At 72.9% G+C, this 12,361-nt stretch carries 12 protein-coding genes; 4 read left to right on the top strand and 8 right to left on the bottom strand.

The genetic code is table 11. From position 1 onward, the window contains the following. The first annotated feature begins 34 nt into the window (after positions 1–34). Together LPA42_RS19350 and LPA42_RS19345 are read left to right on the top strand one after the other, a co-directional pair. Positions 35–688 carry a TetR/AcrR family transcriptional regulator gene (locus tag LPA42_RS19350; RefSeq protein WP_198956728.1) on the top strand — a complete coding sequence of 218 codons (654 nt, stop codon included), beginning with the start codon at positions 35–37 and terminating at the stop codon, positions 686–688. Between the two features lie 74 nt (positions 689–762). Next, entirely contained in the window at positions 763–2,343 is a 1,581-nt protein-coding gene (locus LPA42_RS19345; RefSeq protein WP_077939661.1) for a long-chain-fatty-acid--CoA ligase, read from the top strand. A gap of 48 nt (positions 2,344–2,391) precedes the next feature. Here the strand turns inward: LPA42_RS19345 and LPA42_RS19340 are convergent, their stop codons facing one another. From LPA42_RS19340 to LPA42_RS19330, 3 genes are read right to left on the bottom strand one after another with little or no spacing between them, the layout of a single operon-like run. After that, a complete protein-coding gene (locus tag LPA42_RS19340; protein WP_228986737.1) occupies positions 2,392–3,063 on the bottom strand; it encodes an LUD domain-containing protein in 672 nt (223 codons plus the stop codon). Next, complete coding sequence (locus LPA42_RS19335; RefSeq protein ID WP_077939681.1) at positions 3,060–4,508, bottom strand: LutB/LldF family L-lactate oxidation iron-sulfur protein; 1,449 nt, start codon at positions 4,506–4,508, stop codon at positions 3,060–3,062. Before LPA42_RS19335 ends, LPA42_RS19340 begins: the two co-directional genes overlap by 4 nt. Then, the gene (locus LPA42_RS19330; RefSeq protein WP_228986736.1) at positions 4,505–5,278 is read right to left on the bottom strand and encodes a (Fe-S)-binding protein; all 774 of its coding nucleotides are present in this window, start codon (positions 5,276–5,278) and stop codon (positions 4,505–4,507) included. The genes LPA42_RS19335 and LPA42_RS19330 overlap by 4 nt, the downstream gene beginning before the upstream one ends. 169 nt (positions 5,279–5,447) lie before the next feature. Here LPA42_RS19330 and LPA42_RS19325 point away from each other — a divergent pair, with 169 nt between their 5' ends. Both LPA42_RS19325 and LPA42_RS19320 read left to right on the top strand, forming a co-directional pair. Beyond that, positions 5,448–6,236: an IclR family transcriptional regulator gene (locus tag LPA42_RS19325; protein ID WP_158229488.1), complete on the top strand. Its 789-nt coding sequence runs from the start codon at positions 5,448–5,450 to the stop codon at positions 6,234–6,236. A gap of 1 nt (position 6,237) precedes the next feature. Then, entirely contained in the window at positions 6,238–7,095 is an 858-nt protein-coding gene (locus LPA42_RS19320; protein WP_077939659.1) for a fumarylacetoacetate hydrolase family protein, read from the top strand. 58 nt (positions 7,096–7,153) lie between these two features. Here LPA42_RS19320 and LPA42_RS19315 read toward each other — a convergent pair whose 3' ends face one another. The 5 genes from LPA42_RS19315 to LPA42_RS19295 form a co-directional block, all read right to left on the bottom strand. Beyond that, positions 7,154–7,873, bottom strand: coding sequence for a hypothetical protein (locus tag LPA42_RS19315; protein WP_228986735.1), 720 nt, complete (start codon positions 7,871–7,873; stop codon positions 7,154–7,156). 111 nt (positions 7,874–7,984) lie between these two features. Next, positions 7,985–8,917: a zinc-binding dehydrogenase gene (locus tag LPA42_RS19310; protein ID WP_043968337.1), complete on the bottom strand. Its 933-nt coding sequence runs from the start codon at positions 8,915–8,917 to the stop codon at positions 7,985–7,987. A 3-nt stretch (positions 8,918–8,920) separates the two neighbouring features. Then, complete coding sequence (locus LPA42_RS19305) at positions 8,921–9,850, bottom strand: NAD(P)-dependent oxidoreductase (RefSeq protein WP_158229487.1); 930 nt, start codon at positions 9,848–9,850, stop codon at positions 8,921–8,923. 48 nt (positions 9,851–9,898) lie between these two features. Next, positions 9,899–10,696, bottom strand: a complete 798-nt coding sequence (locus LPA42_RS19300) for an SDR family oxidoreductase (RefSeq protein ID WP_077939657.1) — start codon at positions 10,694–10,696, stop codon at positions 9,899–9,901. Positions 10,697–10,743: 47 nt separating this feature from the next. Next, positions 10,744–12,336, bottom strand: coding sequence for an ABC transporter substrate-binding protein (locus LPA42_RS19295; RefSeq protein ID WP_077939656.1), 1,593 nt, complete (start codon positions 12,334–12,336; stop codon positions 10,744–10,746). Between the last annotated feature and the right edge of the window lie 25 nt (positions 12,337–12,361).

Raw genomic sequence — 12,361 nt, 5'->3', positions numbered from 1 at the left:
AAGCAGTCCCGCGCAGGCGTGTCAACATGTGCCGGTGGAATCCCGGAAGATGGACGACCAGGCACGCCCGCACGGCCCCGCCCCCACCCCTGCGGGCGGGCGGCCGGATCGGGGCGAGCGGGTCCGGGCCGCGGCGCTCGACCTGTTCGCCGCCCGCGGCTACCAGCTCACCACCATGGACGAGATCGGCGAACGCGCCGGAATTCGAGGCCCCAGCGTGTACAAGCACGTGCGCTCGAAGCAGGACCTGCTCGCCGGGATCATGCTGCGCACCATGACGGCACTGCTGGAGGACCAGCAGGTCGCCCTGGATGGCGGCACCGACGTCGAGAGCCGGCTGCGCCGGGCCGCCGAGGCCCACGTGCGATACCACGCCCGGCATGCGGCGGAGGCGTTCGTCGGCAACCGGGAGATCAACAGCCTGGACGAGCCGCACCGCAGCGACGTTCTCGACCGGCGCGCCACCTACGAGCGGCGGCTGCGTCAGCTCATCACCGACGGCGTCGACCTCGGCCGGTTCCGGGTCCCGTCGGCCCGGCTCGCCTCGTACGCGATTCTCGACATGGGCATCGGCGTGGCGATGTGGTTCCGGCCCGACGGCGAGTTCACCGAGGACGAGGTCGTCCGCCAGTACGGGGAGATGGCCCTGCGGATCGCGGGGCACCACCAGGACGGTTCACATATTTGAACCTGTTGACAGCATATGGAACAGGTGGAAACAATGGCCGGACTCTCCAGCCGAGCGAGACGGAACCCTCTGTTATGGCGAGCAGCGCCCGAGCGGGCCGTGCCGACCGGGACGGGCCCCACAGCAGCCTCAGCTTCGAACCCCTGACCCCGACCGCCTTCCTCGACCGGGCCGCGGCGGTGCACGCCGACCGGTTGGCGGTGGTCGACGGCGCGCTACGGCTGACGTACCACCAGTTCCACGACCGGTGCCTGCGCCTGGCCGGTGCGCTGGCCGACCTCGGCGTCCGGCCGGGTGACCGGGTCGCCGTCCTGGCACCGAACACGCACCTCATGCTGGAGGCGCACTTCGGGGTCCTCTACGGCGGCGCGGTCCTCGTCACGCTGAACACCCGGCTCTCCGCCGACGAACTGCGCTACATCCTCGACCACGCCGGCTGCCGGGTCCTGCTGCACGACCCGGATCTCGCCGGGTTCGCCGCCACGATCGTCCGGGCGCTGCCCGGGGTGCGGCTGGTCGACGGCGGCGCGGAGTACGAGCGGCTGCTCGCCGCCGCAGCGCCGCGCCGGGTGCCGGTGACCGACGAGCGGGCGCTGATGGCGTTGAACTACACCAGCGGCACCACCGGCCGCCCCAAGGGGGTGATGTACCACCACCGGGGCGCCTACCTCCAGTCGCTGGCGATGGTCGCTCACTTCGGACTGGGCGCCGGCACCGTCCACCTGTGGACGCTGCCGATGTTCCACTGCAACGGCTGGTGCTTCACCTGGGCGGTGACCGCGGCCGGTGGCACCCACGTCTGCCTGCCCAGGGTCGCGCCGGATCGGGTCTGGGAACTGATCCGCGACGAGCGGGTCACCATGCTGTGCGCCGCGCCCACGGTGCTTGTGTCCCTCGCCGAGGCGGACGCGGCCGGCGCCGTCGCGGGCCGGCAGGTCACGGTCGCGGTCGGCGGCGCGCCGCCGTCGCCCAGCCTGCTGCGCCGGTGCGCGACGCTCGGCTTCGACGTCACGCACCTCTACGGACTGACCGAGACCTTCGGCCCGGCGGCGATCTGCGACTGGCGGCCGGAGTGGGATGACCGGCCGGCTGCGGAGCAGGCGGCGCTGCGCGCCCGGCAGGGCGTGGCCAACGTGGTCTCGTGCGAGCTGCGGGTGCTGGACGCCGACGGACACGACGTCCCCGCCGACGGCGAGACGGTCGGCGAGGTCGCGATCCGCGGCAACAACGTCATGCTCGGCTACTACCGGGACGAGGCGGCGACCCGGGAGGCCGGACCGGGCGGCTGGTTCCGCACCGGCGACCTCGGGGTCCGGCACCGGGACGGCTACCTCCAACTGCGCGACCGCGCCAAGGACGTGATCATCTCGGGCGGGGAGAACATCTCGTCCATAGAGGTCGAGGCGGTGCTGTGCAGCCATCCCGCGGTGCTGGAGGCCGCGGTGGTCGCGGTGCCCGACGAGCGCTGGGGCGAGCGGCCGGTGGCCTTCGTGACGCTGCGGCCCGGCGCGCCCGCCGACCCGGACGCGCTGCGCGCCCACGTGCGGGCCCACCTGGCCGCCTTCAAGGTGCCCGACCGCATCGAGTTCGGCGACCTGCCCAAGACGGCCTCCGGCAAGGTTCGCAAGGTCGAGCTGCGCGCCACCGCCCGGTAGGGCGGGACCTGCCGGCACTCGACAGGGCCCCGCCCGGCCGGGCGGGGCCTACCGGCCCTCGGCCACCACCAGCACGTCCAGGGTGCGCGGACCGTGCACCCCCTCGACCCGGTCGAACTCGATGTCGCTCGTGGCGCTGGGCCCGCTGATCCAGGTCATCGGCCGGGTGGCGTCGAGTCGGGCGATCGCGTCCGGCACGGCCGGCACGATCTGGTCGGCACGCACCACCACCAGGTGGTAGTCGGGAACCAGGGTGACCGCGCGCCAGCCCTGGCCCGGCCCCGAGTCGAGCACGATCGTGCCGGTGAGCGCGATCGCCAGGGCGCAACCGGAGACCACGCCGTCGAAGGCGTCGAGCGCGACCGGGTCCGGTGGCGCGTCGCCGCCGACCACCTGCCAACCGGGCGCGGTCCATTGCGCGGGCAGGCCGTGGGGGACGCAGATCCGGGTCCGGCCGCGCTCGCCCAGGATGCCGGCGATCGTCGTGCCGACCTCGTCCGCACCGCACTGGTACGCGCTCGCCCGGTAGTCGGTCAGCCGTTCCACGAACAACCCGACCGGGTCGTCGGCCGGGCGCGCGCCGACGCCCCGGTAGTCCCGGGACACCCCGCCGCCGGGCGGCTGCGTCCCGACGGCGAGCCGGACCCGGCGCAGCACCTCGGCCCGCGCGGCGTCGGCGTCGCGTCCGGTCCCGCCGGCGGGCAGCATGTCGCGGCTCACCGCCGCCTCCCCCGGGCCCGGAACGGGCGGCGCGGCGGGCGGGGCGCGTCCCGCGACCTCGTCCACGCCGACATCGGCGGCGGCAACCGGCGGATCCAACCGGTACGCCGGCCCAGGACCCGCCCCAGCCACAGCGCCCGTAGGGCGGCGGACCAGCGCCCCGGGCTGGACATGAGCCAGCCGAGCACCGACATCGCGGCGGCCTCGGACGTCGGCAGCCGCCGCTGCCGCGCGCCCGCCGCCACCGCCTGCGCCCGCAGGTGCACCAGCATGCGCGGGATGTCGATCGCCACCGGACAGGCGTCGAAGCAGGCCCCGCACAGGGTCGACGCGAACGGCAGGTGAGGGTGGTCGGCCACCCCGGTCAGTTGCGGGGTGAGCACCGCGCCGATCGGCCCGGGATAGACCGAGCCGTACGCGTGCCCGCCCGTGCGCTCGTAGACCGGGCAGACGTTCAGGCAGGCCGAGCACCGGATGCAGCGGAGAGCCGCCCGACCAGCCGGGTCGGCCAGGGTCGCGGTGCGCCCGTTGTCGAGCAGCACGAGGTGGAACTCCTGCCCCTCCACCGCGCCGGTCCACATCGACGTGTACGGGTTCATCCGCTCGGCGGTCGACGAACGGGGCAGCAGTTGCAGGAACACCTCGAGGTCGCGCCAGCTGGGCAGGACCTTCTCGATCCCCATGACGGTGATCAGGGTGCGGGGCAGGGTGAGGCACATCCGCCCGTTGCCCTCGGACTCGACGACCGCCAGGGTGCCCGTCTCGGCGATCGCGAAGTTCGCCCCGGAGACGGCCACCCGCGCCGTGAGGAACCGCTGCCGCAGGTGGGCCCGTGCCGCCTCGACCAGCTCGGCCGGCTCGTCGCCGAGCGCGGGGTCCACCCCGGCCATCTCGCGCCGGAAGATGTCGCGGATCTCCCGCCGGTTGCGGTGGATGGCGGGCACGAGGATGTGACTGGGGTGGTCCCGGCCGAGTTGCACGATCAGCTCGGCCAGGTCGGTCTCGACGGCATCGATGCCGCCCTGGGCCAGGGCCTCGTTGAGGCCGATCTCGGCGGTGACCATCGACTTGACCTTGACCACCTCGGTCGCGCCGGCCTGCCGGACCAGGTCGACGACGATGGCGTTGGCCTCCGCCGCGTCCCGGGCCCAGTGCACCGCGCCGCCCCGGGCGGTCACCGCCTGTTCGAGCTGGAGCAGGTAGCGGTCGAGGTGGTCGAGCACGTCGTCCTTGATGGCGGCTCCGGCGGCCCGGAGCTGCTCCCAGTCGTCGAGCTCGGCGACCGTCTGCAGTCGCCGGCCACGGATGGTGCGGGTGGCGTGCGAGAGGTTGCGCCGCAGCTGGTCGTCGCGCAGCGCCTCGGCGGCGGCGGTCGGGAACGGCGTCGCGGCGTGCAGGTTGCCGACGCCGGGCGACGCGGTGGGCAGGCCCAGGAACACCGTCACGGTCGTCTCCTCGGGTGCGGTGGAGCACCGGGCGGTGCCCACGGTCGATCTCGGGTCGCGGCCAGGATCTCGGCCAGGTGCACGGTGCGGGCCCCCGCCGCCGCGCGGGAGAGCCCGCCGCCGAGGTGCGTGAGGCACGAGGCGTCCCCTGCGGTGACGACGGTCGCGCCGGTCGCGTCGACCGCCCGCAGCTTGTCGGCGAGCATGGCGGCGGACACCGCCGCGTTCTTCAGCGCGAAGGTGCCACCGAAGCCGCAGCAGGAGTCGGCGTCGGGCAGGTCCACGAGTTCGATGCCCTCGACCCGGTCCAGCAGTCGTCGCGCCCGGTCGCCGGTGCGCAGCAGGCGTAGCGCGTGGCACGCCTGGTGCAGCGTCACCCGGTGGGGGAACCACGCACCGACGTCCAGCACGCCGCGCACGTCGACGAGGAACTCGGAAAGCTCGTAGGTGCGTGCCGCGACGGCGGCCGCCTCGGCGGCCAGCCCCTCGTCGCCGGCCGCCCGGGCGAGCTCGACGTGCTGGTGCCGGATCGCCGCCACACACGAGCCGCTGGCCACGACGATCGCCTCGGCGTCGGCGAACGCCGCGACGTGGTTGCGGACCAGGGCCAGCGCCTGGTCCGGGTAGCCGGAGTTCACGTGGAGCTGACCGCAGCAGGTCTGTCGCCGGGGCACGGCCACGTCGAGGCCCAGCCGTTCGAGCACCGCGACCGTCGCGGCGCCGACGCGGGGCACCAGCCCGTCCACGAGGCACGTGACGAACAGCGCCACCCGGACCGGGGACGGAGCTGACGCGACGGTACGGGCGGAAGGCCCGGCATCCTGGCCCAATCGATGTCCTTTCGGCGTGCCGCCCGACCCGGTGACCCACGGGCGGCGACGAGGTTGTATGGTACCAGTATCAAAACCACGGTTCATCTACATGAACAGGGCCGTTCCTATGAGCACTCTCGTCAAGTCGGCAGACCGCACGCTGGCGATCCTCGACCTGCTGACCGAGCACCGTGACGGGTTGACCCTGACCGAGGTCCAGCGCCGCCTGGAGTTCCCCAAGAGCAGCACCTACGTGCTGCTCATGACGATGACGGCCCGGGGCTTCCTCGAACAGGACCCCGACACCCGCCGGTTCCGCATCGGCATCCGGCTGTGGCAGGCCGGCCAGAGCTACGTCGCGATCAACGACCTGGAGAAGGTCGCGCTGCCGTACATGGAGACCCTCCGGGACACGCTGAACGAGACGGTCCAGCTCGCCACCCTCGACGGCACCGACAACGTCTACATCGCCAAGGTCGATCCGGATCACCACCTGCGTCTCGCCTCCCGGGTCGGCGTGCGCCTGCCGGCGTACGCGACCGGCATCGGCAAGGCACTGCTCAGCCAGCTCGACGAGGACGACCTGCGGGACCGCTTCGCCGACACGGAGTTCGTCCCGTACACGCCGCAGACCGTCACCTCGCTCCCCGAGCTCGTCGCCGCCGTCCGGCAGGCCCGCACGCACGGGTACGCGATCGACAACTGCGAGTACACCCCGGGCGTCTTCTGCGTCGCCGCCCCGCTGAACGGCCTGCGGGCCACCACCCGGGCCGCCATCAGCGTCTCCATTCCCGAGGTCCGCAAGACACCCGAACTCATCCGGCGCACCATCGACACGCTCTGCTCCACGGCCCACCAGCTCTCGCTGCGCCTGGGCTACCGGGACGGCGCCGCACCCACAACACGAAGGGACTGACATGGAGTTGTTCCGCTTCGGCGCTCCCGGCAAGGAACGCCCGGCCGTGCGCCACGAGGGCCGGGAGTACGACCTCACCGGGCTCACCGCCGACCTGGACGGTTCCTTCTTCGAGACCGACGGCATCGAGCGGGTGGCCGCCGCCGTCGCCGCCGGCACGCTCGACCCGGTCGACACGGCCGGGCAGCGGATCGGCGCACCGATCGCGCGCCCGCCCGCCGTGGTGTGCATCGGAATGAACTACGCGGCCCACGCCACGGAGTCCGGCGCCGCACCGCCGGAGCACCCGGTGGTCTTCCTCAAGCACCCCGGCTGCGTGGTCGGCCCCGACGACGACGTCATCCTGCCGCTCGGGTCGACGAAGACCGACTGGGAGGTCGAGCTCGCCGTCGTCATAAAGCGCACGCCGCGCCACCTCACCGACCCGGCCGACGCCCTGGACTACGTGGCCGGCTACGCGCTCGCCAACGACCTGTCCGAGCGCGCCTTCCAGATCGAGGTCTCCGGCGGCCAGTGGTCCAAGGGCAAGTGCGCGGAGACGTTCAACCCGCTCGGGCCGGTGCTGCGCCCGGCGAGCGAGCTCGACCCCGGCCGGCTGCGGCTGCGGTCCTGGGTCAACGGTGAGCCCCGGCAGGACTCCAGCACCGCCGACATGATCTTCTCGGTGCCCGAGCTGATCGTCCACCTCAGCCAGCACATGCTGCTGATGCCCGGCGACGTCGTCAACACCGGCACCCCGGAGGGCGTCGCGCTGTCCGGCCGGTTCCCCTACCTCAGGGTCGGCGACGTCGTGGCCCTGGAGATCGAGGGCCTGGGCCGGCAGGAGCAGACCGTCGTCGGGCACCGAGCGGCCGGCTGACCCCGCCGCTTCCCGCTGTCCGGCCGGGCCGGACAGCGGGAAGCGCACCCCGGGCACGTCACCGCCCGGGCGGCTCGGCGACCAGCCCGTCCGGGTACGCGGTGAGCTGGTCGGCGTCGTAGAGGGTCAGCGGCACGTCGGCGACCCGTCGCACCCGCTCGTGCGCCGCCATGGCCTCGTAGATGTTCTCGCAGATCCCGATCGGATGGTCGGAGTCCAGGTTGCGGCGGGTGAAGTAGGCGTCGGTGACGGTGACGACGCCGACGGTGCTGTCGATCTCGACGGCCATCGATGCGCGGTGGTGCGACCCGGTCCACCAGGTACGGATGCCGGGCACGACCTCGTCCTCGTCGGCGAGCAGCCGGACCCGGTCCCACGCCTCGTGGGTGAGGTGGTGCAGCACCTCCGGCGACAGGGAGGACCAGCGGTCGTCGTGCGGGTGCTTCGTCGTCCGGTGGAAGTGGGTCCACCCCCGCTCGGTCAGGCAGATCTGCGCACGGGGGAAGAACGGCACGTTCGACGTGGTGTAGAGCTGCAACGGGGTCAGCAGGACGTGCGTGATGTCCTCGGGGGCGAGGCCGTGGGCGGCCAACTGGTCGGGCAGCCACTGCCCGGGGGCCCGCCGCAGGGCGGCCCGCTCGCCGAGGAAGGTGGCCCACCGCGCGTTCATCGGGCCCAGATCCCGGGCCGGGCCGGTGCTCACCAGCGCGTTGACGCCCGGGCCCTGGATCAGGACCGCCTGGAAGGCGAGCCGGTACCAGCGGTCCCAGTCCGACATCCAGTACACCTCGGGCCCCGGCACGTCACCGTCACCGAGATGAAGTAGCCGCACGCCGTACATGGCGTCCTCCTTTCCTTGGGTCGGCCGGCAGGGGTCGTCGCCGCGCCGTCACGGCCGCAGCACCGCCTTGACCACGTCCTGGCGGCCCCGCATCAGCTCGGTGAAGATGGTGGCCCCGTCGGCGAGGTCGAACGGTGAGGTCCAGTCCAGCGCGACCGTCTCCGCGAGGGCGACCGCGTGGGCGAACTCGGCACCCGTGTAGCAGTACGAGCCCACGACGTGCTTCTCCTCCCGGACGATCTGCTGTCCGTCGAAGCCGGCGTCGCCGCTGAGCAGGCCCACCCAGACGGCCGTGCCGCCCGGACGCAGGCGCTGCACCGACAGCCGGTGGGTGGCCGCGGCGCCCACCGCGTCGATGATCACGTCGAACTCGCCGGTCAGGGTCGGGCCGACGGCCGCCGCGCCGAGGCGCTCGGCCACCGCTAGGCGGGCCTCGGACAGGTCGCAGACCGTCACCTCGTCGGAGTACTGGCGGGCGACGAGCAGCGAGACCAGGCCGATCGTGCCGGCGCCCAGGACCGCGATCCGCGCGCCCTCGGCCGGGCGGGCCAGATTCAGGGCGTGCACGGCGTTCGCCAGCGGCTCGATCATCGCGGCCGTCTCGAACGACATCGTGGGCGCCAGCGGGTGCAGCGCGTGCTCGGGCACCGCCACGTGCTCGGCGAACGCGCCGGGCCGGTGGATGCCGAGGATCTGCCGGCGGCGGCACAACTGCTCGCGGCCGAGGCCGCACAGGTCGCAGGTGCCGCAGCTCAGCAGCGGGTTCACCGTGACCCGACGCCCGTCGCTCGTGGTGCCGGAGAACTCGTGTCCCATGATCAGCGGCGGGCTGCGGAAGTGGGAGTCGCCGATGCCGTGCAGTTCGCTGCCGCAGATGCCGACGGCGCGGACGGCGACGACGACCTCACCGTCGGACGGCACGGGCGGCGCGACGTCGAGCAGTTCCACCGTGTTCGGCCGGGTGAAGACGAGAGCGCGCACCGGTCAGCCCGCCGTGGTCAGCAGGTCGCGCAGGATCTCGGCGGCCCGCCGCTGCAACTGCGGCAGCGACACCGTCGACAGGTACGCGAGGTGGGGGGTCACCAGGGCCCGCGGGTGCCCGGCCAGCTTCGCGGACGTCTGCTCGGGTGGCTCGCTGGCCAGCACGTCGAGCGAGGCGAAGCCCAGCGTGCCGGCGTCGAGCGCCGCCAGCAGGTCGGTCTCGACCACGAGGGCGCCCCGGGCCGTGTTCACCAGGTGGCCGTCGGCCCCGAGCGCGTCGAGCACCGCGCGGTCGACGATCCCGCGCGTCTGTGGCGTCGCGGGCACGTGCAGGGTGAGATGGTTGACTGCGGCGGCGAGCTCGACCAGCGTCGGGTGCGCCGTGACGCCGGCGGGCACGTCGGAGACGAACGGGTCCCACACGTGCACCGGGAAGCCCAGGGCGAGGGCCCGCGAGGCGACCTCGCGGCCGATGCGGCCGAACCCGGCGACGCCGACGGGGTCCTGCCCGGGCGGCAGCGCGGGGGCGATGCCCGCGGTGGTCCACCCCACGTCGGCGCACGACCGGCTGGCCGTGGTGAGCCGGCGGTTGTGCGCGTAGACGGCCGCCATGCTGTGGTCGGCGACCTCCGCCAGGCAGTAGTCGTCGACGTTGCGCACCTCGACCCCCCGCCGGGCGGCGGCGGCCAGGTCGATGTTGTCCAGGCCGATGCCGTAGCGCACGACGGCACGCAGCCGGGGCAGCCCGGCCAGCACCCGGTCGGTGATGGGCGCCCACTGCACCAGCAGCCCGTCGGCGTCGCCGGCGACGTCGAGGACGGCGTCCTCGGTCCTGGCGTCGAACCGGTTGACCGCGAAGTCGCCGGCCAGCACGGCTCGTTCGATCGAGCCGTCCCCCAGGTTGGTGTCGGTGATGACGATGTTGGTGGTCACTGTCGTTCCTCGAATCACTAGTCGATGCGCCCCGCGGGGCGGGCGGTGCTACCGGGAGCCGGCGAAGGACGAGTCGTCCCCGAGTCCTTCGGGCCCCATGGCGAGGTAGCCGCCGTCCACCGGCAGTTCGGTGCCGGTGATGAAGCTGGCGTCGGAGGAGCACAGGAAGGCGATGGCGCGGGCCACCTCCACCGGCTCCCCGAGGCGGCGCAGCAGGTGGAACCGGCCCCAGACCGGCTCCCAGGCGGCCCGGTCGCCGCCCGCCGCCCGGGCGACCTCGGGGGTCCAGATCCAGCCGGGGCTGACCACGTTGACGCGGATGCCGTCGGGGGCGAGGTCCATCGCCATGCACCTGGTCAGCGTGACGATCGCGGCCTTCGTCGTGTTGTACGTCCACCTGGACCGCTGCGCGACGTGCGCCGAGATGCTGGCGGTGTTGACGACCGCCGCGCCCGGGGCGCGGGCCAGCAGGGGGTGGGCCGCCTGCACGACGTTGCTGATGCCCTGCACGTTGACCCGCAGCACGTGGTCCCAGTCGGCGCCGGTCACGTCGAGGCCACGGGCCAGGAACGTCGCGGCGCAGTTGACGACGAGGTCGAGGCGTCCGTGCCCCGCCGCCACACCGGCGATCACGTCCTGCACCGCGGCCCGCTCGGCGACGTCGACGACGGCGGCGGTCGCGGCGCCCCCGGCGGCCTCGATCGCGGCGACCGTGGCGGACAGACCGGCCGGGTCGATGTCCATCGCGACGACGTGCACGCCGCGGGCGGCCAACTCCTGCGCCGTCGCGGCCCCGATGCCCGAGGCTGCCCCGGTGACGGCACCGACCCGACCGATCCACTCCATGTGGTGTTCCCTTCCTCAGGCCGCCGGTCGCGCGACCGGCGGCGGCGTCAGTTCGTGACCCAGGCGTTGGCGAAGGTGGGCACGCTGTAGCGCAGCCGGCTCGGCTCGTCGTAGTCGGCGCTGTGCATCCGCTTCGACCAGATGAAGCCGATCGGCGCGCTGGTCGTCCACACCCAGGGCAGCTGGGTGGTCAGCACGGTGTCCGCCTCGTTCCACAGCTGCTTGCGCTTGGCCGGGTCGGACTCGGCGCGCGCCGCGGTCACCCGGGCGTCGAACGTCGCGTCGGTGAACCCTCCGGTGTTCAGGTCGCCACCGGAGTACAGGAACCGGTAGGGCAGCAGGTCCGGCGTCAGGAAGCCGGCCATGGTCCAGCAGATCGCCTGGTACTTCTTGCCGAAGAAGGCCGCCACCCACGCCGAGTAGTCCAGCGCGTCGAGCGTGACGTCGAAGCCGGCCGCCTTGAGCTGCGCGACGATGACGTCCGTGGCCGGGCGGATGGTGTTGCACGTGTACGAGAACGTCGCCTTCCGGCCCGTCGCCGTCTCGTACTCCTTGACCAGCGCCTTGGCTCCGGCCAGGTCGAAGCCCGGGTCGGCGGCCGTGCCGTGGAAGGCGTTCCCCTCGGGGAACAGGCTGACCGCCGGCTTGCCGAAGCCCTCGGTGGTCAGGTCGACGATCTCCTGCCGGTTGAGCGCCTTGGACACCGCCTGCCGCAGCCGCAGGTCGTCGAACGGCGGCTGGGTCAGGTTGAGGATGACGGCGTCCTGGTCGCCGCCCACCCCCTGGACGAAGTTGACCTGGCTGTCGGCCTTGGCCGTCTGCATCAGGGTGGGGTTGACCGTCGACATCAGGTCGATGTCACCCGCCTGCAGGGCCTGGTAGGCGCTCTGCGGGTCGGCGATCGTCTTGATGACGACCTGGTCCAGGTAGACCTGCCGGTCCTTGTTCCAGTAGTTCGGGTTACGCACCAGCTCGACCGGCTTGCCGGGCGACCAGGACTTCAGCTTGAACGGTCCGACGCCGGCCGCGTGGGCCGTGTAGTCGTCGCCGTGCTGCTTGAGGGCGGTGGGCGAGGCGATGTAGCCCGCGGTGCCGGAGCCGTCGTAGGCGAAGGCGTACGGCAGGCTGGCGAACGGTTCCTTCAGGCGAAGCAGCACGGTGGTCTCGTCGGGGGCCTCCACCGACTTGACCGACGACAGCAGCGCCGCGGCCGTGGAGCCCTTGGCCATGCCGCGCTCCAGGTTGAACTTCACCGCCTCGGCGTTGAAGGGCGTGCCGTCGCTGAACTGGACCCCGGTGGGCAGGGTCATCGTCCAGGTCAACTTGTCCGGGCTCGCGGTCAGCGACTTGGCGAGGTTGGGCTGGGGCTGGTCGCCGAGCTTGGGAACGACCATGAGGGTGTCGTAGATCGACGAGCCGACCAGCGCCATCGCGTTGGCGGATCCCTTGCTCGGGTCGAGGGTCGTCACCTCGACCGCCAGGGCGACCGTCAGCGTCCCGCCGGCCCGGGGCGCGGTGTCGCCACCGGTGTCGCCGGTGCCGGCCTTCGTCGTGCAACTGGTCAGGGCCACCGCCAACAGGGGGGTCAGCAGCAGGGCTGTCGCCCGGCCGAAGCGGCGGCGGGCTGGGAGAAAAGGCATGTCGGAGCCTTTCGGATGACGGGTT

Origin of the sequence: Micromonospora sp. DH13 (assembly GCF_020873825.1) — a bacterium.
GTDB lineage: Bacteria > Actinomycetota > Actinomycetes > Mycobacteriales > Micromonosporaceae > Micromonospora > Micromonospora haikouensis.
The sequence above is the reverse complement of the archived record's forward strand: the minus strand, read 5'-3'. Positions and strand labels throughout refer to the sequence as shown.